This window comes from Psychromonas sp. L1A2 (assembly GCF_009828855.1).
Classification (GTDB): Bacteria; Pseudomonadota; Gammaproteobacteria; order Enterobacterales; family Psychromonadaceae; genus Psychromonas.
Map to the genome: position 1 here is coordinate 1,092,904 of NZ_WUAG01000002.1, position 25,960 is coordinate 1,118,863.

Sequence of the window (25,960 nt, forward strand, 5' to 3'; positions counted from 1 at the left end):
TATGCACATAATAATCCATATAAGTACTCGTATTGTCTTCATTGCTAAACCTCTTAAGGTAAGTTAGTTAATAGAGTGAAGGTGATTCCATTCATTTTTTATACTACTTGCTTTACTATGTTGCGAATATATTAATTATTAGCACATAGTGTTCTCAATAATGCAACAGGCATGTATGATGAACATTTGTTTATAAACAGGTAGGGGTTGATTTGAAAGTTTCTTCATTTAAGTATTTTCTAGCAGTTGCCGAAACAGGGTCTATTCGCCAAGCAGCAAAGAACCTACACGTCAGTGCATCTGCGATTAGTCGACAAATTCAAAATTTAGAGCATAATTTCAAATCAACGCTTTTTGAACGTAAAGCATTAGGCATGGCGCTAACCGAAGAAGGACGGATTATAGAAAAACACATGCGTAGCACCATGAGAGAAATGGAAATCGCGCAAGTAGAGATTGATGAAATACATGGTTTACTAACAGGGACCATTAATTATTCTACTATCGAAGGTGTATTAAATGCTTGGATGCTACCAGCCATTGCAGAGTTTCAAACGCGTTATACCGGTATTAAGTTTAGTGGCAAAATTTATGCTTCTGACATCGTTTACCAATCATTAACGACAGATCAAGCAGATCTTGGTATCGCATTAGAACATGACATCCCCCATGAAGTAGAAGTCATTAAACGATTTGAAACAGGTTTTAAAATCGCATTATCACCAAATCATGAACTGGCTGGACGTGACACACTAGAGATTGAAGAACTCGCTGCCTTTCCTTTAGCCATGTTGTGCGAAGGTTTTCATACTCGACATTTATTAGATACTTTAAGTAGCCGTAAAGGCTTAGCCTTTAATATTACTTTCGAACTCGATAATATCGACATACTCAAACAGTTTGTTTTATCGACTAATGGTGCCACCATTTTGCCAGATTACTCTTTAATCTCCGAATCCCAAGATAACAGTATGAAAGTGATTAACATTAATAAAGGCGTTTTTCCAAACAGTACGACGGTGTTATGTGTACGAAAAGGCAGATACTTAACCAAAGCAACTCGCCAATTTATCAGTTTTATTCGCGATATTGACATCATATAACCAAATCTATAACGATATAATTTAAAAAACTTTTTAATTTATAATCACTATATTAAAGCGGATTATGATGACGAGAATTTAAGGACAATAGAAAGCATCTAAGGTTAGATAAACAGGGCTTGAAGCACCCTGTTTTAAGTCACTAATCAATTAATTGAACATGCTTGTTAGGCCATTACCCAAGTTTTTAGTACCTTCACTAAAAGAAGCTAAAAAACCACTTTCATACTTAACTTTTACATAATCACCAATTTTAACCTGATCAGCTAGTTCATCATCAACTAGAATCCACGCAAATTTATCACCAATTAAATTAGCCGTTACAGTGCCTTCAACAACTGCATACTCTTCTGTTGAAACATCCCCTGTTAATGGGTTTGCTTTCACTTCTAGATTATAAAAAGTAATTTTTGATTCAGGTACAAATCCAAAATTTTTGCCGGCAGATATTTTAAAAAGACTTTTGCTGCCATTTACTTTACGCTCCAAAACATAAGCTTTTGGTGAAAAGAAATTTTGAAATTTTGCCTTATTGTCTTCAACACCTTCTTTAGCAGCTTCTCGCACTAAAGAAGTCGCAGCAGCTTCACTGATAGGACAACGACTATTTGTTGTTTCTGTTTTCATCGAGACAGTTTCATTTGTCGTAATAGTTTTTGAATAAGCTAGCCCAGGTAATTTATACAACTTCAAATTAGCAGAAACATTTGCTTTAAAACGGCAATATGCAGCATTGACATGTCGGTCACCATCACTATCAACCCATGAATGCTTTTCATTAAAACTATATGAAATATTCGCATTTGAGATACTGCCAGTGATAGCATAATTTGCGATATCGGGTCCATTGTATTCCGACTTACCTTTTGACTCAGCAAGCGCTAACTCTTTTCTTAATTTGCTGGCAATATTTCTATCTACAATTTCGACGCCAACTTCAGCCAAATAGGTTTCTAAACTCGTTGCGATTGTTGTCCCTGCATGGCTAGTTTCTGCTAAAGGAGAATTTGATGTGTCAGCAGCAAAAATGACTATCTTTTGCTTAGCACCATTAATGACTTCTTTAGTTGGTAAAATATCTGCTTTTTGCATTGAAACATCACTGTAATCCCTAATGTTTTCTGTTGTGCTCATACATCCAGTTAGACCTAACGTAGCAGAGATTGCGACAACTAATAACTTCTTCTTCATTGACTACTTCCTTTTAAGATACAGAGTTAAACGTAAGCTAAATAATGATCATTTATCTGATTTTTATTAAATATCACCCTATGCTTTAATCATTATTTATTATCTTTAATCATTAAAACCTAATAATTCATAAATATCAGAACGGCTCTCAACTACAGTTAAGAACTTACTAACAGCACTTTCATAAGCACGTTGGTGACTAGTGACAGAAGATCCGTTGAGTAAATATGACTTTTTACTGTATACCGACCCTTTAGTAGATTTAACTAAAAAACTAACATTGATACGCACGTTATAAGCAGAGAAAGCTTGAGTATTTTTTATCTTTCCTTGCAGCTGAATAATTGCATCTGCCTTATTACGGCTACTTATTTGTAACCCCTGCGTTTGTAATAAGTCGTTTAATTGTTCCGCAATAGGTAATAAGTTTTGACTCGATTGGATATAGAAGTAAGTACTCGACAGTAACTGTGTCTCCGCTATTGAGTACTGTTGAAAGCGTCGAGCATAAGGCGCCAAATCAAAACTAGGGTCAGCAACCGCGATCAGATATAACAAGGGTTCTGCTTTTGTTACTTCCTCTTGAATTTGGTTATAGGCGTATAACTGCTCAATCTTACTTTTACTGTTGATATTGTTTAGCTTAACGTCGATATCATCGATGATAATGCTTAGTTTAGATTTGTTATCCTTAATAAAACCTATGCGTGATAGAGCAACTTGTACAAAATACTGTTGGTTAACTTTTTCAGCCTTTTTCTGCTCTACAAGATTAAACTCAATATCTTTAACATAGGTATTAATGTTTTGTGAGAAAAGCTGATCCGCTTGTCCATTATGCAAAGTCTGCTTATGTAACGTTTCGCTATTAATACGTACAGAGAATTTACTCGCAATTTCTTTTAATGCATGTTGTTTTGCTGCTTCCAACGTTGCAGCCACACCGACACCGTAGAAATATTCTTGGTCATCTTGGATTGGATTAAGCACCCACTCTGGAACATTGTCATTTCTTGAATTAGATGAGCAAGCACCTAGAAACAAAATGCTCACAAACGCCAAAACAACACACTTGATATAAGAAGTATTTTTCATATTCACTATTCTCTTTTTAGAAGATTAAATTGTCGTTTTAACTACGTTTTTAACTTCATATAGCGCAATTCGTTTCGATACTTTTTTCAAATAGTGTTTCGTTTCATCGTATGGAAGCTTACTCATCAAGGCTTGGTAAACCTCGTCAGAAGATAATGTATTAATAATGCGAGCAGCTTTATTAATATTGCGTTTATTACCACCTGTATTAAATACCTTCGCAACATTACCAGCACCAGTGTTATAGGCTGCAATAGTGCAATACAAACGACTCTTAGGATCAGTTATCGATTTTAAATAACGTTTATCTAAAATACTCAAATAAGCACTGCCGGTTTCTACATTTATATCTGGCACATACAGATCATCAACTTCCATTGGTTTGTCTATTTTACGAATCATTTTATTGACGTCGTGCCCAGCTGTACGAGGGACAATTTGCATTAAGCCATAAGCCGGAACAGCTGATTTGGCTTTCGGTTGAAAAGCAGATTCTGAATGCATGATAGCCATCACTAAAGCCACTGGAATATCAAAACGTTGGCTCTCTTTTTCTGCGATTTTTTTGTATTTTTGAGCTCTTTTACTAAGGCTGTTAGCTGGTAATTTAGCAGTATATTTAAGGATTTTATAACTAGAGGTAGTTACTTTCTGTTCTTTTCGGAGCTCAATATATTGAGATTCTACTGCTGCGATACGTTTATCTTCTTCTTTTTCTAACGCAATTTTCTGACGTTCTACAGATTTCTCTATAATTTTTTCAGGGATATCTTGCTGTACATCTTGAAGCTTATCGGCTTTTAAATCAGCTTCATTTTTATATGCAATAGTTTGTTTTTTAATAATATTTTTGGCATTTCTTTCTTGCTCTTCATTAAATTTAACTTCATTTAACTGAATGTTGCCTAAATCAACTGTTTGTTGTTTTACTGGCGAGGTTTTATTCTTAGCAAGATAAGAAGTTAATATACTTTTACTTTCTGCTTCGGTTGTAGCGACAGGGACTAAGATTTCAATTACAGCCTCATTTTTATCATAATCAACTAACTGTCTCGTTTTTAAATCCTCTGAATAAGTGACATCATTGATATCTTGGCTAGGAGTATCTCCCCATTGCATGATAATTTGAGATTGTTGATAATCGAAGCCATTTAAATAATCTTTTCTCCAAGCATCATATTCAGCCAAATAATCACTAACGAAAGCAATATATTCTTCCATTATTTTGTCGTTATCAGGCGACTCGAAAGCTGTCATTTCCGCATCAAACTCATCAAAAACATTGTCTGAATGAGTCATTGGGCTAAATGCTAAAGAAATAATGAATATGCTAGATATAATTTTTTTCATATGACCTCGAAAACGATAGAACTAAGGCCCTATCATTTTTTATATTATTTATTTTTTAATTTAGAAAGAACACTAGCAAGCTCATCAGCCGTTTTTTTATCACTAAACTTAGCCCATAACTCTGCATCTTTTGCTTCAGCTTTTTGAATAACTTTGGAAAAGTTCATATCGAAAGTCGCTTTATCCATCCCCACTAACGTATACAAACCACCCGCAGGGCTAGTACGTTTAGTAATAATTCTTGAGTTATTTAAAGTCGTGCTTGAAATACTTTTTGTTACATTCTCAAAGTACTCATTGACGTTTTCAGTCACAGAGTCTGCGGTTGTATTGGTAGAAGCAGTCGATGCAGTTTTTAGAATGCTTTGAACATTTACTTCGAACTGACGTCCTAAGTTAACGCGAGCATCATTAATTGAAATATCGTTCATGATACTTCCCCCTGCTACATTTTTCTTTGCATACCCTGTCGCACTGATTTCTAATCCTGTAGGAGTTACACCACATATCCATTGGGGTGCTTGCTCTGTTGGTGCATCAGGATAAAAACAAGCCAAAGACTGCACATCATTAACACTTGAAGTACTTTGACAACCACTTAAAACGGTTAATAACGAGAATGTTAGTGCTGTTTTCTTAAACATTTTTTGTCCTTTTAAATAGATAAATAAAATGATTTTTTTGTTTTTACTCGCTCTACCAACACAGGTTAATTAACAGCGCGGTACGAAGTTAACAATCAATAAACTCTAATATTTCATCCCAAATAGCGCATTCATTTCATAGTTGCTTAATAAAGACTCTTGCATCACTTCATTTGATAATTCAGTAATAGAATAAAAATTAGGGATTAACGGCAGAGGAAATGAAGTAGAAGCGACATCAAAGTCTTCGCCAAGATCTAACTGTTGGTTAATATCAATAATAGTTTGGCTATACAGAGATTCACCACCTCCATAATTCACATGGCCCAATAATAAGTTATAAAACATCAGGTCACGGCTTAACTCGTAACTTTCTGAAAAATACTCGAGGCTGCCAATATTAGTGAGGATAGTATCTTGTGTCGGTAGGTATTTATCAATTGGTGCGCTATTAAGCTGTTTATTTATATAAACAAGTGGTGCAAAAAAGTCAGGCTTTTTGCTGATCACAGTGAAACCAACCAATCGATGCTCTTGGATAAAAGTAACAAGCATAAATTTACTGCTATTGTAGTAATAATATTTTAACTCATTAACAATATGCGATGGCTTGATGACTTGGGCTGAGCCTAGAATTTCTTCGGTGTATTGTGCAGTCAGACCAATGCGTAATTTATTAATACGCTTATATTCGATTTCGTTAGTAAAGCGAGAAATAACTTCTTCGTAAGCATCAACTAATGCGACTTTAGTATCATTCCACTGGCCAAGAGATAACATCACTAATACAACCGTAAAGGCAATATTTTTTAACTTTACAAGTTTTGTTGTGCCAACGTTATTACTTGAATTAATATCTTCGCATTGCATCCATTCACCTTTGATTCATTTACAAATAACTTGCACCACAAAAAAGCACTACCATAGTGGTAGTTATTTGATGATACTAAAGGTAATTTTAAAAAAAGCGAAGAAAAAAATGAACTTAATTTATATTTAATATACGTATACCAGTCTAACTCATTTTTATATAGACTATTTTTTAAACACAACTATTTGATATGACATTTTATTGACTTTAATTTATTAAAAAATAGCTTAGTGATTTCACAAATAAACTCAATAATATACATTTAAATAAAAACAAAAAATCACATTAAATACAATAACTTAAAGAAAACTTCACAACTAGCTATGCGATGATTATGTAAACAAGAAAATACTATTACTATAAAATAATATTTTAAAAGTAAGACTTATCTAAGAATATGAATAACCTATTTCATTATTCAACAATTCCATAAGCCGAACTTTAAATTCACTTAACTTACTCGCTTTGTTTGAACCTAAAAGAGCTAAAAAGTCATTATCTAAACAAGAGACCCTATTATTTTATCCCTGAATCAAAATATAGAACAACTATGTACTATAATTATTGGTCGTCGTAAGATAAAATTAGTTAATAAAGTAAATGGTTATAAAAAGCTTCCTACATACGACGCTTATACCTACTTTAATATTTAATTTAACCTCTTAATATCTAAGAGTAATTCAACGCCACGTATTGTACTCCTCTTTTGAGAGAGCGATTTCAATACTACAAGGAAGCAATTTATTATGTCAGGTTTAAACAACCAAGAAAGTAACCCGAACAGTGACAAAAACCAACTTAAAGCATTACTCGATCAGCCTATTGAAGATTTACCGTTAATATCTCTATACCGTATTAGATATCTAGCTACTGAGCTTTCTATGGACGGAGTAGTCGAGCATGCTCAACAAATTATTGATAAACGTAAGCAAGTAATCTAAAAACTAACTTACGATAAACAGGGGAAGGATAAGCATCAACTTTATTATATAAAATATTTTGGGAGGCAAAGTATCATAGATAACAAGCTCCCATATATGCTTCCCTGTTTACACCAATTAAACGATTAAAATCACTTCTGTGATTTTCCATAAATTTAGAAAAACGAGTCGTTTTTCTAAATTTATAATACCTCCCTATAACCAATATAATCATGATATTAGAACGAAGATAGTCATAAGGTGTTTTTATAACATAGCTTAAAATTGATGTTCATTTTTTATGTTTATAACAATTTATACCGATGACATTAAAGTAAGTGATCTAAATTTTGCGCAAGAAAAATGACTTAGTTTTAGGTATGAGTTGAAGCCTTTCAAAGATTAACTTGACCACTACACTTCGTTAATCGTCTATTCGAGAATTAATTAAAAGATATTCACTCTTTAACGGTTGTTTCTGTTACGAAGCTTATAACGAAGAAATAAGTTATTTTAACAAATAAAGTAGATCGGTTAATTAGTGTGATTGCTATTATTTTTAAATAATAGCCAGTAGACATCATCAATGCTAAAAAATTTGATTCTATCGAACAATGCCTCAATTAACAAAACGCCAATTAACAAAACGTGTTCGCTTTAGGACAATCAATACAACGTTAGTATTTCATTGAATAAATCTTTCATTTTTTACGCTTATTAATCATTATTATGTCGATTACATTAAATAATTAGCTCTAAATTTCACGTAGGAAAAATGACTTATTGCAAATCGAAATCTAGCTAAGCTATTGTTATATTTATAAAATCAACAACGAAGAAATGAGTTATTTTGTCCAGTAAAATAGATCGATTAATTAAAGTGATGAGTATTTCAAAATAAATGCTAATTAATTGTAACCAAATTTTAACGGGCGGCATCTAATACATAACAACACTTTAGTTGCTAATTAATTATTTATTACTTTGGAGTTATCAATGAAATCTTTATTAAAAATTAAAACAGTCGCAGGTTTTTTAGTTGCACTATCTTTAATGACATTTTCTTTAATGGGTAATGCAGCAACTGCTGTAAAAACCGGTGAATTTAGTGGCGCTAACGACCATATTACCACTGGCCAAGTAAGTATTGTGCAAACACCTGAGGGTTATGCGGTTGTTTTAGGTTCTGATTTTTCGCTTGATGGTGCTCCAGATCCTAAAGTTGGTTTAGGTAAAAATGGTCAATATGATCCAAAAGCACTATTAGGAAAGTTAATTTCTAACAATGGACAATCAGCTTACCTAATTCCTGCATCTGTTGATGTTAATAACTTCAACGAAGTTTTTATTTGGTGTGACCAATTTAGCGTTTCTTTAGGTTCAGCTAAAATTAAATAAAGTTATTCAGCTAAGTCTTTTTAATAAAGGCTTAGCTTCCTCTCTTGTTAGTTTCTTGAATTTAGGTTTCTTTAAAAAACAACTTAAAATTTTAATATTTATCCTTAATATAATGTCATAAAGTTAATAATGTCATCGATTATATAGTCACACCACTCCCAACAGCGCTTTCTTGTATACCTTAGTTTCTAGGTTTTCCCATAAAAGTTAGTTTGATTAATGGATAAAAATTATTGATTCTGTGACTTAATATTATAAAAAATAGACAGTTGAGTATTTTTGCAATAATAATCGAATGTATAATTAGAGTTTTTGTGTACCATAATCAACTTAAACTTTTATCATCATTAAAATTGGCTATATAAACGAATGGATTTGTCTAAAAGAATTAATACGTATTTAAGTGAAGATGAATTAATAGTTCAACTAAAAAAAGGCAATGTTGACAGCTTTGAATTTATTGTAAGAGAATACGGTGGCTATTTATTAATCATTGCAAAACGATATCTAACCAGTGAAGCAGATGCTCAGGATGCTGTACAAGATACTTATTTACACGTGTTTAGTGCTATTGTAACCTTTGAAGGACGTTCTAGCTTAAAAAGTTGGTTGCATCGAATTGTCATTAATATTTCCTTAATGAAAATACGTTCAAACAAACGTAAACTTGTTGAGTTGATCGATGATAATGCTTCTTTCTTTGATGTTAATGGTAAACGAATTGAAACAGAGACTGAAATAACATTATCACTGGAAGAATTAATGGCTGACGATAGCCAACGAGAATATATTAAAACCCAAATAACGCAGCTTCCTCAAATGGCGAAAAATCTTTTATTATTAAAGGACATAGAAGGTTATAGCACAAAAGAAATAGCTGAATTATTGGATATTTCTTTACCTTCAGTTAAAACGGGTTTACATCGTGCGAGATTATTATTAAAGAAAAAGATCGAACATCAATTACGTTGAGCTATTATGAATATAGAAGATAAATCAAATCATCCATCAAAATATCATTCGATTAGTTGCGAAAGCTTCGAGACCTTTATCGTTGATTATATAGACGGTAACCTACAAGATGAGCAAAAACACATTTTTATACAGCATTTAAATGAATGCCCTGCTTGTAGAGTATATTTAAAAAATTATGAATATCGTATCCAATTAAGTAAATCCATCTTTGCAAATGATACCGATAAACCAGACATTCCAAATCAATTAGTAGAGGCTATTTTAGCCGCTAAGAAACAAAGAGATTAATGGCTTAATGGTACGTTATTATAATAATGCATTACGAGTCGTTATCTAATCATATTTCATAGGTTGGGTGTTAAGGTAGACCCTGTAAATAATTACGTGTAAAGCGTATGCTAATCTACCTTTTTATTTTTACTAAGATTCGCCTATTTAGTGTACGTTGACATAAATCCGATGGTACTTTTCTAAGCTTAGGCAAGCTATTTTGAATTATCGATGACATCAACGGATAAGACCAACTCTGTGTATTTTCCGCTACCATAAAGATTGATAACTCATATATGTCACTTGTTGAACACTAAAACCTATCTACCTTTTTATACCAATGGAATTAAATAAGTGATCAGAGATTGTGCAGGAAAAATTAACACTAATAAGGCGTGAGTTGCAGGAGATAGTTGTTCTCACTTCAAAACTCACAACGCAGTTAGGAGGGATTTTAACCAGCAAGAATGATCACCTTATTAATTATTTTGGTATTACTCTCTGTGATAACAAGCTCCACCAGACTAGACCTTCCATCACCTGTTTAGAAACCCCAGATATCCATCTGAATCAATTAACCATTATAAAACTGGTATTGAACTATAGCCTCAAAATAATCTAAGTAGATTTCGAGCATGTAACGACTTACAAATCATAAATATAGTGGCCAAGTTAATTTACCAATGTGAGGTTTGCTTTTGAGAAAAGAAATCATGTTGGTTTTTACCAATTGAGACATTTTGAGATCCTATTGCCCCTTTTATTTTTTAATTAATGCTATGGGGGCTATGTTAATAGCGTGGATGTAGAGTAGGATAAGACAATCTATTTATTTGATTTCTAATTATATATGTTTGTATTTGTACAGAGATTTTATTTATGCAAGTATACAAACGTAATGTACGTTAAACCTATTAAGGGCAATCTATGAAAATAAATACTTCCGGTCACCATGTTGATATTACTGATAGCATTAAAGAGCACTTAGAAGAAAAATTCGCTAAAGTATCTACTCACTTTCCCTCACTTATCTCGCTCGATATTATCATTTCCAAAGAGCATGGTGAGTTTAATGTTGAAATTCGCACCAATTATGAAGGAACTAGCCTTGCTGCTAAAGGTAATGACCCAGTTATGTACCCTGCTATTACAAGTGCCGCTAAAAAATTAGATACCGTGTTAAAACATCGTAAAGGTCAATTAAAAGCAGATTTACATGAAAAGCCTGAACTGATTGAACCTGAAAGTACGGATGAAGTAGAAGAAGAAATTAACTAAAATTAACCTACTTTATTAACCTACTTTATTAAAGAACCCTCTTAAAACGCAGCTTACGCTGCGTTTTTTTGTTTGGGCATTATAAAAACTTCACAGAGCCTTTCATTTTACCTTTTTACCTTTTTACCTTTTTTACCTTTTTACCTTTTTACCTTTTTACATAATTAGCCTGTTTTCTAAAAAATGATGTTTGTGATTATTCTCTAACTAAGTGGCGAAAATTAGTTGCCCACCACACTTGAATAGAATCACTCATTGAAAAACAGTAAATACAATTAAACATCTCCGCGAATTGAACGTGCGTGAAATTGATTAACTAAGGCGCTTGGGGGTACAAAGCGACTTAGAAAAAACGGTTCAAATTGCAAGTAATGACAGTTCAGAAAACAGAAGATTAAGATTAGAATCTGCACCTAAAGAACCTATTTTAATTGAGGCACGAACCAAGCTCTACCGACGCAATCCCGACGTGGTAGCTAAAACTCTATACAGAGCACTAGGTGTATGTGAAAACTGCAAGGCCAAAGCACCATTTGCGCGTAAGCGAGACAACAGCCCTTACCTTAAAGTACATCATATAAAGATGCTTTCTGCTGGTGGACTTGATTGTATTGAAAATACAGTGGCGTTATGCCCAAACTGTCTATAGCTTCATTTCAATTAGCCAACCTACTGATTGTTATTGTTTTATCGTTTATTATTGACCAACCACCGCATTCCATATCTGTGCCTGTGGTAACATGAATCATCATCGATTAAATAGGGTTCATAATGCTAAGAAGAATACAAAAAATTGAAGGTATCGGTAGCTATCACAGCGCAAGAGCTGGTGACACGCAATTTTCTGACGTGAATATAATCTATGGTGAAAACCGTAACGGTAAAAGTACGCTGTGTGACATTTTCTATTCTCTTGCGTCTAATAACCCTGAATTAATCAAAGACCGCAAGGCGATACCAAGACAAGGTACAGCGGCTAACCCTATGAAAGTCGAGTTTCAATTCGCTAATGCACCAACCTGTGTTTTTTCAAACGAAACTTGGGCGACTGCATTACCCGCCGATTGTGAGCTACATATCTTTGACCACAACTTCATTCATCGAAATGTAATGAGTGGCACTGTCAACAATCGAGAAAACTCAGAGAACATTTCAAACTTTATTCTAGGCGAAGACAACACTGAGCTTTTTGAGACCCTTAAAACTGAAAAAGAAACTCTAACTATTACTAAAGCAAACCTTAAGAGCGCCAAAACCGAGCTAGAGGCGAGTGGGGTTAACGACGTAGCTACATATGTTGTTTCTGACCTTCCAACAGAGTCTATCGATGAGTTGAATACAGCGATTGCAGAATCTATCGCTGAGCAAGATTCGTTAACCGTGCAAATTGGCAACGTCACTCAATCTAAAGCTCGATGCAACTTAAAAGAAATTTCTACTTCTTTTGATATCACAGATACAAGTAATGAAATTAATGAGTGCTTAGAAACTAGCATGGAAGAAGCTCACACCGATGCGCAGGCTCTGGTACAAGAGCACATGGCACGTCTGAAAGAGCAAAACGGCTTTAAAGGATGGGTCTCTAACGGCTTAGCTCATTTAGAAGATGACTGTCCATTCTGTGGTCAAGAGTTTGAGGGAGATTCCCTAGAGCTAATTAATAGCTACAAAGTTGCATTCAATGAAGCTTTCGCCAACTTCATTAAAGAAACTAAAGCGGGTGCTACACAACTGCTTACGAAGCAATTGATTTCTATTGATGAACAAGCTACCAACCAGCTCCATGAAGAAAACAAGAGAGTGCTTGAGCTATATCTAGAGCAGGTTGTTGTTGAGCAAACTGCTGATAATAAGCAACTTATTGATGATACGCATGAGGTGGTTAAGTCGGCCATTGAAAAACTGAACGAAAAGCATGAAGAGTTGAAACCTCAAGTTCTAGAGCTTCTAAATGTAAAAATCGAAACAGCATACAATTCTATTGAAGCAATTGACTTCTCTCCTCTACAGTTGGCTATTGACTCGTTTAATGAAGCTAAAGAAGCCTATAAGGTCGTTATCAACTCGGTAAATGAAAAGCTTACTGAATTTAAAGGTGGCCTCGATTCGGATGCTTTAACTACTGACAAAGCAACAGAGAACGTAAATCAGAAAGCACTTGATAGTAAAAAGCTACGTCATACCCTAGAAGAAAAATGTGCGACATATCGACAACTAAGCACTCAAGTTGAGCAAGACCAAGAGACCTACGATAACAACAAGACAGTATTAGAAGATTCTCAAGAAGCATTTCTAGATATCTACTTTGATGAGATTAACCTGCTATTCCAAAATCTTGGCTCTAGAAATTTCAACATTAGCAGAAAGCAAAATAATAACGGCCGAAAAATTGTCTATGACTTAGAGGTCAGTTTCAACGGTACACCGGTTCCAAGAAACAAAATGAACTGCTTATTCAGTGAGTCTGATAGACGCGCTTTGGCGCTATGCATCTACCTAGCTAAAATTAACAAGCTGCCGGATGAAGACAAAGCCAAAGCTATACTGGTAATGGATGACCCTGTTACTAGCTTTGACAATGAACGAATCTCTAGCATTTTGAATAAACTTTATGAGATTTCACCATCAATAAAACAACTTTTCATAACAACCCACTACCGTGGAATGGCTGCTACTGCTATTAAGAAGTTCGCAAATACAAGTGCGCTAAAAATAGTAAAAGTGGCGAACGGTTCGGACTTTGCGCGCACCACAGAAGCAGAGATGACAGCTACAGAGCATGACGACGCTTACAACGAAATTACAGCGTTTGTTAACAATGAAGTCAATGACAACAAGATTCTCAAGCTAAGACCATTCTTGGAAACAGAACTTCGTCATAGATATAAAGACCAGCTTAGAGCCAATGGAGCAACTCTGAGAACGGACTTTTCTGTGTGCATTGATACACTGAAAGACAATAACGTAATTTCAGAAGCAGTCGCGCAAGAAATACACTCATTCAGAACAACTTTCAACCCACCAATGCACGTATTAATGGAAATGAGTATCGAAGACGTTCGCAATACTGCTACTAATATGATGGATTTAATCTATAGCCGACTATAAACAAAAGGGAGCTTGAGCTAAAAATCTAAATCATCTGGCGCACCATCATTACTAACGCCAGATGTTAAATGCTCAAGCTCTTCTTTAAAATTTTGAGTGTTAGTTTCAACGTCTATTTTTCAGTTTCTGAAACCATGATACTGATTGAGAATAAAGCTTTATAAGACTTTCTTACAAATTATTGTATTCGTTAAATAAAAACGAAGATAAAGATTCCTCACAAGCCCTTATCTTATAGTGTTATAAAACACCTATAAATGAAATCAAAACGAAGACAATCCCAAAATACTGATTTAATTAAATAATCACCATAAGCATAGAATTTCGTACTTCATTGTTATGCTCCCACTGATTCCATAACAAATATGCATAAAAGCAGGAGGGGTTGGCATCTTATAGAGAAATATCAAATGCTGATGGGCACTTATTATTTGATTTTTTATTAGTCCCTTGTTCAACAACGGCTTTAAAATTAACAATAAGCCCAACAGCAATATCCTTTTCATTCATTTGCAGTTCATTAGAATTAAAATGGAAACTTCCTTTTGCAGTATCAATAAAGCCAAATTGCTTTAAACGTTCCCACTTACGAACTTTTCCTTGTAGCAGTTTATACCCTGAAGTTAGATCTTTCTTTTTCAACTCGATAAAACATCGGTCAATTTGTTCATCAACAATATTAAAAATATCATCCTTATCTTTGATTAATTTTTTTAAACTAGTGCATTGATAAGTTCGAGGATCAAATGATGAATCGAGTATTTTAAGCATTGTTCCCATATCACCTAAGTACACCGGTTCATTTACTTGTGCACATTTTTTATATGCAGCAATTAACAACGAATCGATATCATCTTCTTTTTCAAGCACTTCTTCAGGAGCTAAGAGATTTGTTGTATACACAAAATTATGGCAAGCCTTTCGAAACCGTTCAGGTGTTTTTTCTTGTCCTATCGCCATGACATGAAGTCCATGCTCACGAATTCGCTGCGCTAGACTATAAAAACCACCATCACTAGAGACTATACAAACAGCATTAATTCTAGAATTTTTATTAATTAATTCTATAGCATCCATAACGAGTGCGTGATCAGCTGCATCTTTGCCATAATGAAACTGTTGCTTAGGACTTGAAGCAGTATTACGAAGGATATTCATCCAACCACTTTGTTGGGGGGACGTCCAGTCAGCATAGACCCACTTAATAGCAACTAATCCATGTTTCTCTACCTCTTCTAAAATTAAAGCATAATCATTATGAGAAGCATTCTCACCATCGACAAGTACTGCGAAATTCAATTTATTCATAATATAATATTCCATTTTAATCATTGGCTATATGCGTCTTAAATAACCAAATAAATTACATAAGTGCATTAAAAACGTTTAGTTAAATGCCAGCCATTACCAAAACTACATTCATAAACTTGCAGGTCAATTCCATGCTCGTTATAAATAATATTAGCCCTAACATACGCTTCTTTTTTTACTCTATAAGTATCTTTGAAAGTCCCATCTCCAGCAGTGCATTTATTGCACTTTTTACTGGGTGTTATTCTTGCTTTAGGTGATAAATGCCAAAAACTACATTTAGCACATTGATAAGGAATCAAATAATTATTGTATTGCTCCCTTGAATAATTAGCGGCATCAATGGCTTCATACTCATCATAATATTGATTTAAATGTTGCCCAGATTTTTTTCCAAAACATGTATCACTTTTCATTTATACTCTCCTAAATTTCGCATAAGCTTGCTTCAATTGGAAAGTAACGAGCACTAAAAACGGCTTGATTAAAATTGACTTGTTTTAAAGCAACTTCAACCCCTACATCATTTATAGCTTCACTGTATTTATAACCAGAAATATTAGAAACGTTTTGATAAAAACAACCTTTGGGATCTATCATTAAATAGGACTCGGTCATTGCTAGGTTTGACTCTGCATAAATAGATAAACTTTCATTACGATGCTTTTCAATAAAAGAATTAAATTGCTCATCTGAAATAAGAAGTTCATCAGAGCCATAGGGCATAACATGTAACACTTTCCACTTATCGGGTTTTATTTCAGAAATTAATTCAGTAAAATTTTCTTGCCAATTATGTATATTTACCACTGTATTAATTTTAGTTTTAATACCTTTTTGTGTCCGAGTTAGCTCCATTAAAACAACTTTTAAATCATCAGCACCTAATGAATTTCCTTTTCTATCAGCTCTACCAATCAATTGCCTTGTTGCGTAGTTTTGACTGTCGAAACTTATTCCGACCATATCTAATATATTCTCAGGAAGATTAATTTTATTATTTAACAAATAATGACCATTAGTAATGACCGATGTTTTGAATCCTTTCTTTTTTGCTAATCGTAAAATATTTAAAAATGTATCACCTAACATCATCGGTTCTCCTCCAGCAATATTAATTCGCACTTCATCATATTTTAGCTTTGCCTTTAAAGAAGAATCACTCCTTATAAAATATTCTGATAAGTTACTGAGTAATTTATCAACAGCACTAAGCGAACGATGCAACTCATTTGGTTTTCCCCACTTAGCAAAACAATAATTGCATTTATAATTACAAGCTTCCGTTATATGCCAATTTATGACTAACTCTTTAATCTTATTTGCTTTAATATTATTAATTGTCATTTTTTACTCCTTTTTAGTTGGTGCCTAAGTATCAATAACCTGACCCAACTAAAAAATGAAAAGTGCCGTCCCCCCCCTATTTAAAACGATAAAGTAAATTATAAAACAAGGAATTATATGGCTACTTTTCCAACATTCGAATCGGTTCTAATTGAAATTGCCAGTGCGTTAGGGGTAAATAAAGGGATACAGACCAAGAAGAAACAAAAATTCAAAAATACTGAGATGTCACTGGAGAATATGCATTCAACATGGAAAAGCATTTTAAGTGATATTTCAAATGCCTTAGGGTTAAATCAAGAAGTAGCAGATGATTTAATAGTAAATATAGAACATTCTTTTCAAATTCATAAAATCATTGAACTCGAGATTTTTACCTTTAAAGCTTCAAAACAAAAAATACTATGGAACTACCTTGTAAGAATATTCATACCGACCATAGCCAGACATGCTGTTTTTTGGCAAATTGAATCAAAGGTTGATACAGGTATGCCAGGAGGGCGATTTTGGTACTTACCTGTTATCAATAGCGATAAAAAAATTCAATTGCCTGTTCAACATGTATTAGAATGGTTAATCGATTTAATTGAAGAACCAAGAGCAAATGTAGCGAAAAAAATTGAATCTGATCTGCGCATATATAGTAATTCAGGGACTGTTCTCAGAAACCTTCACAATTGGCAAAAAGCTAAAAACATGCCTGAAATATCTTCAATAAAAAATACATTTCCAGATGAAGTAGAGTTAACATTTAAAGGCAGCTTTATACTAAAAGGAACCGAGCCAGATTTTATACAAGCATTGAATTTTATTAATAATAAAGGCCTTTCCGCAGAAATACTTCAGCATGAGATAGACATTAATCTTAAAGATTTAAAAAAAATATTAAAATCAGAATGCTCTGAACATGATAAAATAGAATTTACTTTAAAATTACAGGAAAGATATCAAAAACCTTCGTCACAAACGATTCGACAAAGGTTGTTAGTTGCTAGAGCAGTACAAGAAGGTTATCAACGGTTAATAAAATTTTTAACCCCAAAAATTGATAAATTCAATGTAGATTTTGAGAAAAACAAAACCTTACAACTCATACATTTATATGAAATGGTCTACAACAAAACAATGGAGGCGCACGTTGAAACTTATATTGAAGATTATCATTTAAGACAAAAGGCCGAAAATGAATATTTTACCCAGCATTTGCCTCCACTTTTAAGATATGACTTATTACTTTGTTTCAGCTATGAGAAATATCCAACTATTCCGTTAGTTGCGCCATTATTAAATAAAAAATTTTCAAAAAAAGGAGAGGAGGAGAGGATTGATGACATATTTCCTACTTCTAAAGAAGGCATTGAACTCAGCAATAAAACATACAGAAAAAATTTAAAACAAGACGTGCTTTTTGAAAAAAAATGCAATGAATTAACAGATATATTACAACAGAATAAAGCACCATTCAAAACACTCAAAAATATAAATGATTTTGATTTAGTCTATGAAACATTTAATGCAAGTTATTCCAACCCAAACATTAAACCATTAATTTTAAAACGATTGTCAGAACTAGCACTAACAGAAACCCATAAAATAAAAAAAATAATTCTTGAATTAAACGAAATATTTACAATAAAAAAATTCAATAACAGTACCGAAAATTCTGTGAAAATTCTTCTAGAGCAAGCCAGTACGAATACAGAGTATGATTTTTGGAGCCCCACCTTACTGAGATTTAATGCATACCATCATATTGGGAAAAACAATTTCAAAGAGGCTGAAAGACTTTTCAATCAAGCGATGGATGAGTGTAAAAACTTTAACTTTGGCCCCCTCCGTGGTGAGTTGGCACGAGATGCTTTTGCTATTGCAATATCGAACCAAAAGCTTATTCCGAATAACCATGAAAAATATTTCAGAGATATAATTTTTTGGGGTGGTTTAGAGGCTCCAAAATCAAGTAATGCAAGTCTTCCTTCAATTTTTGATGTTTCACGCGAACTTCATGAATACTTTTGGAATAACTTATATAAGTGTTATCCAAATTACACTCCATTATTTTCTAACTCACAGAATGACTTTAAACTGTTTTTAAATGATATTGCACCTCATATCAAGGCTGGCACGGCTATCGATAAAGTATTAAAGAAACATAAACATTTAAAAAACAAACAACTTAAACACCCTCAATCCGACAGTATTATCTTTTTATTAATGAAAGTCAGCTATGATATGTTCGCTAAATTTAAGGAGCACGAAACTAGAATTAACATTCAACAAGAAATCATGTTAGAAGCTAAATCAATCTTTAAGAAAAGTATCCACGTAATTAGAGCTGTAATTCAAGAATGGCCAGAAATTGTGGATCTTTCTGATTTCAAGCAGCAAACACCTCTTATGCTTGCTGCAAATTACAAAGATTACAAAACAGTTGAAGTATTATTAAATGCAAAAGCCAACCCTAATTTAAAAGACATAACGGGAAGAACGGCTCTGCACGCAGCTTGTGCAAGTCGATGTTCAAAATCAGCGAACCTTCTGATTGAAAATGGTATTGATGGAGCTATAGCTAATTTTGAAGGATCAACTGCACTACATACATCTGTTCGACTCGGTGAAGTTAATATTACAAGGATATTATTAAAACACTTTCCAGAGTTGGCCTTCATTGAGGATTTTGATGGTAAAACACCACTGCAATTAGCTCACAAAATCGCTAATGATATCTCTATTTATCATTACCTTCAGCATCATCTAAAGTTAGAAAATAGAACAATTGTAACCCATGAAACTTATAAAGATTTACTTCAATTGTTTTAATCACGTCAACCAAAAAAAGAGTAGTTAGTTACCTTTTGAAACTGTGGTTAGGTGTAAAGTATTACAGCTCACTTTAGTCACCTATAAAATTATCGAGATGATTACCATTACACTTCGTTAACCAATGTTCTAGAGTTTCAAAAGCTTACAACGGGTTATGCAGCATTGCACGAAATGCCTGTTCCGCATCAAACGATTGAAAAATAAATATTTATTTGAAGGATGTAAATGAGATTTCAATGGATGATGTCAGTAAAGCAATTAAGCTTAATTATAGGTCGATAGATTCGTTAGATAAAGTAGATCAATATTTCATAGAGGCTACAAAGCTCTAGTAGTTAGCTTATCATTCTAATTCATTTACATTATTTTCTTTTCCATATTAACGAAGTAAACCTTTTTATTAAATAAAATGGTTTAGCTATTTTACTAACTAAAAGATTGTCTTCGTTTTATTCCAAGTGCCTTCGTTTTAATTCCACGAATACACTAAACCTCTTGCCCAGCCGCCCAGCCGCAGCTCCAACACCATGCGAAGTTAAAGCCTCCGAGCCAACCGGTTACATCCATTGCTTCACCTACAAAATATAATCCTTTAACTGATTTACATTCCATGGTTTTAGAAGAGATAACATCAGTATCGATACCGCCTAATGTCACTTCGGCTGTTCTGTAGCCTTCGGTGCCGTTGATCAGTGGTTGCCATTGGTGGAAGAGTTCAACGACTTGTAAGAGTTCTTTTTCATTAAACTGTTTTAATGGGCGGCTTTCGATTTCAGCGAAGCCTAGTAAACATTCCACGACACGTTTCGGTAAATGGTGTGACAAGACGGTTTTTAATGCTATTTCAGGACGATCTTGTTGTGTTTGATTAAGTAGCTGGTTTAGATCTTCACCTGGTAAAAGGTCAATTGAGATCGTATCACCCGCTTGCCAATAGTTAGATATTTGTAAAATAACTGGGCCACTTAAACCACGATGTGTAAATAAAAGTGCTTCACTAAAACTCATTGGATGGTCTTTCTTTGTTGCATTCTTCTTGATGGCTGTCGCGGTTGCAGGAAGGCTTATACCAGATAGCTCAGTGAGTTTGTCTTTGAGTACAGGTTGTAATGTAAAAGGAACCAGCCCTGCACGAGTTGGTTTAACGGGTAGATTGTATTTTTCAGCTAATTGATAAGCAAAAGGCGTTGCGCCTAGTTTAGGTAAAGAAAGCCCACCGGTTGCTACGACTAACGATTGGCACTCAAACTCACCGTGCGTGGTGTTCACGGTAAAATGATTATCAGCTACTTGCTGATGTTCCGTTACTTCGCATTGTGTTTTGATGGTGACGTTAGCGGCTTTAGCTTCATCTAATAACATGCCTACAATTTGCTTTGCGCTATCATCACAAAATAATTGTCCGTGGTCTCGCTCATGCCAAGCGATATTATGTTTGTCCACCAGCGCAATAAAGTCCCATTGTGTATAACGGCTTAGTGCTGATTTTACAAAATGTGGGTTACTACATAGGAAGTTACTTGGCTCAACGTATAAGTTGGTGAAGTTACAACGCCCTCCTCCACTCATTATTATTTTTTGGCCAATACGTTTTGCATGCTCAATTAACAAGACCTTACGTCCGCGTTTACCCGCTTCAACTGCACACATCAAACCAGACGCGCCTGCGCCAATAATAATCACATCAAAACCAATCACATTATCCACCTAAAACCTTGTAAACGTAGCACTAAAAATTATCGCATAGGATACACTATTTGCTTTTTTTAGGTGCTAATATTAGCGCTCATTTATGTTAAGGAAAGTGATGACTGATTTATATTTAATTCGCCACGGTGAAACCTTATTTAATCAACTTGGTTGCTTTCAAGGTCATTCAGATAGTCCATTAACAGAGGTTGGGCAGCAACAAGCTTTAAGTCTAGTGAGTTACTTTAAGGCGATACCATTGCAGCAACTTTATTGTAGTGACTTAGGTAGAGCAATAATCTCTGCAACACCGCTTTCAGATGCAAAAAAACTACCACTACAAACTTGCCCTAGATTACGAGAAATTAGTTATGACTATTTAGATGGTCAAGCTAAACGACAATTAACAGAAGAAGATAAACATAAGTTAACACGTTTATTTTCAGCTGAATTAAATTATCGGATTGGTAAAGGCGAAACATTAGCAGAAGTGCAAATGCGTTTATTTAAGAAGATCAATGAAATTGAAGCGGCACATTCAGGTCAATCTATTGCGGTGATAACACATGGCTTATCAATTGTGATGTTAATTAAAAAGATCCTACATATTCCGGTAGATGCTCCTCGTCAATTTAATATTCATAATGCCAGTGTCTGTCATTTATCATTTAAATCTGGAAAGTGGGTATTACAAAGTATCGAACGTAATGATCTTTCTTAATAGTAATAGGTTAATACAGATAGATTTATTTAGCTTTTCAAAAAAATTATTCTTATCCATTTAATGTTAAACATAAATGAGATATAAAAAAGGCCACAAAAGTGGCCTTGATAATAGAAGATTCATTTAGCTATTAATTATTTAGCAGCTTCTTCTTTAGTGTCAGCATCGGCTTTTGGCTCGATACCTAGTAATTCAACTTCAAAAATAAGTGTAGCATCTGGTGGAATTGAACCAGCACCTTGCTCTCCGTATGCTAAGTCAGCAGGAATAACAAATTTATACTTCTCACCAACACTCATTAATTGAACACCTTCAGTCCAACCAGGAATGACGCGGTTAAGTGGAAATTTAGCTGGTTCACCACGTGCAACTGAACTATCAAACTCAGTACCATCAAGTAGTGTACCTACGTAATGTACAGTGACAGTATCTTCTGCAGCAGGTTTTTGACCTTCAGCTTTAGTGATCACTGAGTACTGTAAACCAGAATCAGTGACTGTTACGCCTTCTGCTTTCGCATTTTCTTCTAAAAATGCTTTTGCTTCTGCAGCTGATTTTTCAGTTAATTCAAGCTGTTGCTTTGCAGCAGCTGCTTTTACTTCTGTATCGTAAGCTTTTAATGTTTCGATCATCTCTTCATCAGTTAATTTAGAGTTATCACGTAAAGTATCTGTAATACCTTGTAGGATAATTTCTTTATCTAATGCCATACCGAATTCAGCTTGTTTCTCTAATGTAGTCGAAACGTAACGAGAAAATGAAGCACCAATTGCATAGGCTGCTTTTTCGTTAGCATCTTTAAATGTTGCAGCAGCAGCTTCTTGAGTCGGTGCCGCTTGCTCTTCTTTTTCATTACAACCAACGGTTAATGCAACAGCTGCTGCTAATAAAGAAACTTTAAAAATGTTTTTCATTGTTACTCCAAATATTAAATTAAAACAAATAGCTTTGATTTCACTTCAAAAAATTGTAAAGCAAGTATCTAAAACAGTTAACTTATACTAACCTTAAAGCTGTTTATCAACAAAGACAATTTAATCATGCAAATAGCTAATACTTTTAAATCCCTTTTACTCTTAAGCACCCTATTATTATCTGCTTGTGAGCAATACTCACAACCCTCACAGCAATTTGAACATGCTGTACAGGGCGCGTTTAGTACGGATATCTCTCAAAATGGAGATTATTCGCTTATTTCTTCCATTCACCACGGTATCAGTCTGTGGGATAACCGTAACAATAAACTACTATTTAATTGGTATCACCATAACAATCAAAATAATGATGTTTTTATTGTACGTTTATCTTCAAATAATAGCGTTGCCTTGTCTGCAAGCCGCAATGAATTTGCCCTTTGGGATACCAAAACAGGGAAATCGTTGGGTTTTTATAAAGTCTCAGACTCACCAATCCGAGATATCCAATTATCTGAGAACGGCCAATATGTAGTATATGGACAGGTTAACGGTAAGTTAGTTCATATAAACCTACGTAACGGGCGACGTTTAGAAGTACCTTTACATCGAGAAAAAATAAATAGTATTGATATGTCGAGCAATGGTCGTTATGTCTTATCTGGCGGTAATGATCATCAAGCGTTTTTATGGGATACAGAAACAGCACAGGTAATACAACAATTTCAATTTGACCAACGTATTAGTAGGGTGAGATTAGAAAAAAATGGACGCTTTGCTTTTATCGCTGACACGCAAAAAGCATCGCAAATATGGGATTTAAAAACGGGTAAGCTAAAAAGCACACTTATTTATCATGCACGCCAGTCAATATTTTCATCGGTACGTTTTGTCAAAGACGGGCAATATTTATTAACAGGAAATGCGACTAAGTCTGTTGTGCTATGGGATACCAATACAGGTTTAAAAGTACAAGACTGGACTGTGACCCCAAGAAAAGAAACACGCCCTAAAACAGCTGTAGTATACTCTGCAACATTATGGAGCGATTCAGCTATTGTAACTGAGAGTTCTGCAGGATTATTAGAAATTTGGCCACTAGCGCCTTTATAAGAGAGACCATGAATAGCACACAAATAGAATTAGAAGATCGTATCGAACAATTGGAAATGAAAGTGGCTTTTCAAGAAGATAATATCGATACATTAAATAAAGAAATCTTTGAACAACAACGACGTACACAACAACTTATTGAACAAGTTGCTTTATTGGCTGTTAAATTAAAAGAGAGTGAACCGAACCAACTAGCCTCTGAAAAAGAAGAGATGCGCCCACCTCATTATTAAATCTAATGGCTAAAAATGAACCGTTAACCGTTCATTTCAACTGGCTCTATGCTTCCCTAATAACTTGCTCTCTTTGTTAACCATATTTAGAGAGTAAGTGATAATACGTTATCAGAAAGCGGCATTAGATAATCGACGTATTCAACATTTATTTTATTACCTAAACTTTTTTCTTGGTTTACTTCTATCTGTGTAAAACTCACTGTTTTTGCATCTTCTCGATACATTTTAACTGAACACTTCCCTGATTCACCTTGATGCTGATGGTAATTGATATAGTCAGCAGCTGTTGCTTGTTTTGTACTAATTAAATGATTGAATTGTTGTTGTCGATAAACTGAAACTGTTTCAAAATCCACTCCTGATGAAGTGATCGGTAATGACGTTTCAGCGGATAATGCTGCGAAAGTAAGTTGTTGCCCATCCCAAATATATTGATAAGCTTTTTCTCTTTTATTATCTTGAATAGATAAATCACTATTGAAAACACATAATTGAAACGCTTGGTATACACTTAAATCCATAGTTAATAATTGCTGATGAATATCATCAATATGAGATAACAAATGAGGAATGATAACGCCACGGCTAACAAAATTTTTGAAGGATGGATCAATTTGAGCTTGGTAATAATTTAATAATGCTAAACTTACACCATTTTCATGAACCGCAATCCATGTTCCACCACCAGTAGGATCAATAGGATAAACAGATTTCAACAATGTATTTTTGGTAGGCTGGATAGCTTGTGGGCGAGTACGTTGTTCATCTCGATTAAAAAAGAGTTGGTAACCCTGTTCGGTTAAACGATAAGTTAATGTACACATAGTGCTTTAACCTCAATTCTGGTTAACGAAAGCAGAATTATATTTAAAATCATAAGATACTATTTTTTATTATTTTAAATATAATTCCGTTAATTTTACGTAGTTCAAGGCGAGTTATTACGAGATAATTTAACGCAGAAATCCGCGAAAATGCGGTGTTATATCGTTTTGCTTATCCAGAACTGAGGTTATTTAACCTGTACGTAAAAAAGTCGCTGTTGCAGGTGCAATACCTAAATCGCCTTCTACTTTCACTTCTTGCGCTTGGGCAATATGCTTAATCGTAGCTAAATGGTGAACGGCATGGCTTCCAACAAAAATGACTTCTCGTCCAAGTGTTGTATCTACAATCGCTACTTGCTTATCTACCACTGATATTTCGGTTGATAATTTAACCGTCTTTTGAAGTTGCTCTGTCGTTAATGACTTTAGAAAAGTAGATATTTCTTCAATTGCCTTTTGTGCCGCTTTCGGACAGCTTTCAACGACCCCACCACGACTACGTTTGTCGTAGTCAATTAAGCCTTCTGGAAAACCATTTATCACCGAATAATAATGGTCTAAAATATGACGCATATGCGCACCAGCAGAACTCATAAAAGTTGGCGTAATAACTTGTGTATATTGCGACTCTGAGACAGAGGTTAAGTAAGTCTTAGCTTGCTGTAATATAATCAGTTGGCTTTCAATCATTGGCCAAACATTCCTTAAATAAGATATGTAAATTATGGGCATTATTATTCTTTAATAGTTCAATAATAACACACTGATAATAG

Annotated in this window: 24 protein-coding genes; 12 read left to right on the top strand and 12 right to left on the bottom strand. The window is 34.2% G+C overall.

Annotated features, from left to right (window positions below; translation table 11 throughout):
• Nucleotides 1-212: 212 nt before the first annotated feature.
• Entirely contained in the window at nt 213-1,103 is an 891-nt protein-coding gene (locus tag GQR59_RS15100; RefSeq protein ID WP_160064056.1) for a LysR family transcriptional regulator, read from the top strand.
• A gap of 150 nt (nt 1,104-1,253) precedes the next feature.
• Here GQR59_RS15100 and GQR59_RS15105 read toward each other — a convergent pair whose 3' ends face one another.
• The 5 genes from GQR59_RS15105 to GQR59_RS15125 form a co-directional block, all read right to left on the bottom strand.
• Nucleotides 1,254-2,294: a hypothetical protein gene (locus GQR59_RS15105; protein ID WP_160064058.1), complete on the bottom strand. Its 1,041-nt coding sequence runs from the start codon at nt 2,292-2,294 to the stop codon at nt 1,254-1,256.
• Nucleotides 2,295-2,399: 105 nt separating this feature from the next.
• Nucleotides 2,400-3,389 (bottom strand): LPP20 family lipoprotein, encoded by a 990-nt coding sequence (locus tag GQR59_RS15110; protein WP_160064060.1) that lies wholly within the window; start codon nt 3,387-3,389, stop codon nt 2,400-2,402.
• Nucleotides 3,390-3,413: 24 nt separating this feature from the next.
• Nucleotides 3,414-4,739, bottom strand: a complete 1,326-nt coding sequence (locus GQR59_RS15115) for a transglycosylase SLT domain-containing protein (protein WP_160064062.1) — start codon at nt 4,737-4,739, stop codon at nt 3,414-3,416.
• Between the two features lie 44 nt (nt 4,740-4,783).
• The gene (locus GQR59_RS15120) at nt 4,784-5,383 is read right to left on the bottom strand and encodes an LPP20 family lipoprotein (RefSeq protein WP_160064064.1); all 600 of its coding nucleotides are present in this window, start codon (nt 5,381-5,383) and stop codon (nt 4,784-4,786) included.
• 105 nt (nt 5,384-5,488) lie between these two features.
• Nucleotides 5,489-6,253 (bottom strand): ETEC_3214 domain-containing protein, encoded by a 765-nt coding sequence (locus GQR59_RS15125; RefSeq protein ID WP_160064066.1) that lies wholly within the window; start codon nt 6,251-6,253, stop codon nt 5,489-5,491.
• A gap of 747 nt (nt 6,254-7,000) precedes the next feature.
• Between GQR59_RS15125 and GQR59_RS15130 the strand changes: the two genes are divergently transcribed.
• The 7 genes from GQR59_RS15130 to GQR59_RS15160 all read left to right on the top strand — a co-directional run bounded on the left by GQR59_RS15130 (nt 7,001) and on the right by GQR59_RS15160 (nt 14,203).
• A complete protein-coding gene (locus GQR59_RS15130; RefSeq protein ID WP_160064068.1) occupies nt 7,001-7,195 on the top strand; it encodes a hypothetical protein in 195 nt (64 codons plus the stop codon).
• A 975-nt stretch (nt 7,196-8,170) separates the two neighbouring features.
• Nucleotides 8,171-8,572: a DM13 domain-containing protein gene (locus GQR59_RS15135; RefSeq protein ID WP_160064070.1), complete on the top strand. Its 402-nt coding sequence runs from the start codon at nt 8,171-8,173 to the stop codon at nt 8,570-8,572.
• A gap of 375 nt (nt 8,573-8,947) precedes the next feature.
• Complete coding sequence (locus tag GQR59_RS15140) at nt 8,948-9,544, top strand: RNA polymerase sigma factor (protein WP_236546787.1); 597 nt, start codon at nt 8,948-8,950, stop codon at nt 9,542-9,544.
• Nucleotides 9,545-9,550: 6 nt separating this feature from the next.
• Nucleotides 9,551-9,835: an anti-sigma factor family protein gene (locus GQR59_RS15145; protein WP_160064074.1), complete on the top strand. Its 285-nt coding sequence runs from the start codon at nt 9,551-9,553 to the stop codon at nt 9,833-9,835.
• A 909-nt stretch (nt 9,836-10,744) separates the two neighbouring features.
• Nucleotides 10,745-11,095: a ribosome hibernation-promoting factor, HPF/YfiA family gene (gene hpf / locus GQR59_RS15150; protein ID WP_037048215.1), complete on the top strand. Its 351-nt coding sequence runs from the start codon at nt 10,745-10,747 to the stop codon at nt 11,093-11,095.
• A gap of 469 nt (nt 11,096-11,564) precedes the next feature.
• Nucleotides 11,565-11,744 carry an HNH endonuclease signature motif containing protein gene (locus GQR59_RS18740; protein ID WP_236546788.1) on the top strand — a complete coding sequence of 60 codons (180 nt, stop codon included), beginning with the start codon at nt 11,565-11,567 and terminating at the stop codon, nt 11,742-11,744.
• Between the two features lie 122 nt (nt 11,745-11,866).
• Entirely contained in the window at nt 11,867-14,203 is a 2,337-nt protein-coding gene (locus GQR59_RS15160; RefSeq protein WP_160064076.1) for an AAA family ATPase, read from the top strand.
• 393 nt (nt 14,204-14,596) lie between these two features.
• On the opposite strand, the gene GQR59_RS15165 is transcribed toward GQR59_RS15160, so the two are convergent.
• From GQR59_RS15165 to GQR59_RS15175, 3 genes are all read right to left on the bottom strand, one after another.
• Entirely contained in the window at nt 14,597-15,511 is a 915-nt protein-coding gene (locus GQR59_RS15165) for an NYN domain-containing protein (protein ID WP_236546789.1), read from the bottom strand.
• Between the two features lie 68 nt (nt 15,512-15,579).
• Entirely contained in the window at nt 15,580-15,930 is a 351-nt protein-coding gene (locus GQR59_RS15170; RefSeq protein ID WP_025563289.1) for a hypothetical protein, read from the bottom strand.
• A gap of 10 nt (nt 15,931-15,940) precedes the next feature.
• Complete coding sequence (locus tag GQR59_RS15175; RefSeq protein WP_025563288.1) at nt 15,941-16,861, bottom strand: viperin family antiviral radical SAM protein; 921 nt, start codon at nt 16,859-16,861, stop codon at nt 15,941-15,943.
• 117 nt (nt 16,862-16,978) lie between these two features.
• Here GQR59_RS15175 and GQR59_RS15180 point away from each other — a divergent pair, with 117 nt between their 5' ends.
• Nucleotides 16,979-19,681: an ankyrin repeat domain-containing protein gene (locus tag GQR59_RS15180; RefSeq protein WP_025563287.1), complete on the top strand. Its 2,703-nt coding sequence runs from the start codon at nt 16,979-16,981 to the stop codon at nt 19,679-19,681.
• Nucleotides 19,682-20,170: 489 nt separating this feature from the next.
• Here the strand turns inward: GQR59_RS15180 and GQR59_RS15185 are convergent, their stop codons facing one another.
• On the bottom strand, nt 20,171-21,391 hold the full coding sequence (locus GQR59_RS15185) for an NAD(P)/FAD-dependent oxidoreductase (RefSeq protein WP_442966196.1): 1,221 nt from the start codon (nt 21,389-21,391) through the stop codon (nt 20,171-20,173).
• A 100-nt stretch (nt 21,392-21,491) separates the two neighbouring features.
• Between GQR59_RS15185 and GQR59_RS15190 the strand changes: the two genes are divergently transcribed.
• Nucleotides 21,492-22,094, top strand: coding sequence for a histidine phosphatase family protein (locus tag GQR59_RS15190; RefSeq protein ID WP_025563285.1), 603 nt, complete (start codon nt 21,492-21,494; stop codon nt 22,092-22,094).
• A 137-nt stretch (nt 22,095-22,231) separates the two neighbouring features.
• Here the strand turns inward: GQR59_RS15190 and fkpA are convergent, their stop codons facing one another.
• Nucleotides 22,232-23,011 (bottom strand): FKBP-type peptidyl-prolyl cis-trans isomerase, encoded by a 780-nt coding sequence (gene fkpA / locus GQR59_RS15195; RefSeq protein WP_160064078.1) that lies wholly within the window; start codon nt 23,009-23,011, stop codon nt 22,232-22,234.
• 126 nt (nt 23,012-23,137) lie between these two features.
• Between fkpA and GQR59_RS15200 the strand changes: the two genes are divergently transcribed.
• Together GQR59_RS15200 and GQR59_RS15205 are read left to right on the top strand one after the other, a co-directional pair.
• Nucleotides 23,138-24,124: a WD40 repeat domain-containing protein gene (locus tag GQR59_RS15200; RefSeq protein WP_160064080.1), complete on the top strand. Its 987-nt coding sequence runs from the start codon at nt 23,138-23,140 to the stop codon at nt 24,122-24,124.
• Nucleotides 24,125-24,132: 8 nt separating this feature from the next.
• The gene (locus GQR59_RS15205; protein WP_236546790.1) at nt 24,133-24,357 is read left to right on the top strand and encodes a SlyX family protein; all 225 of its coding nucleotides are present in this window, start codon (nt 24,133-24,135) and stop codon (nt 24,355-24,357) included.
• An 86-nt stretch (nt 24,358-24,443) separates the two neighbouring features.
• Here GQR59_RS15205 and GQR59_RS15210 read toward each other — a convergent pair whose 3' ends face one another.
• Both GQR59_RS15210 and GQR59_RS15215 read right to left on the bottom strand, forming a co-directional pair.
• A complete protein-coding gene (locus GQR59_RS15210) occupies nt 24,444-25,184 on the bottom strand; it encodes an NRDE family protein (RefSeq protein ID WP_160064082.1) in 741 nt (246 codons plus the stop codon).
• Between the two features lie 192 nt (nt 25,185-25,376).
• Complete coding sequence (locus GQR59_RS15215) at nt 25,377-25,877, bottom strand: DinB family protein (protein WP_160064084.1); 501 nt, start codon at nt 25,875-25,877, stop codon at nt 25,377-25,379.
• Between the last annotated feature and the right edge of the window lie 83 nt (nt 25,878-25,960).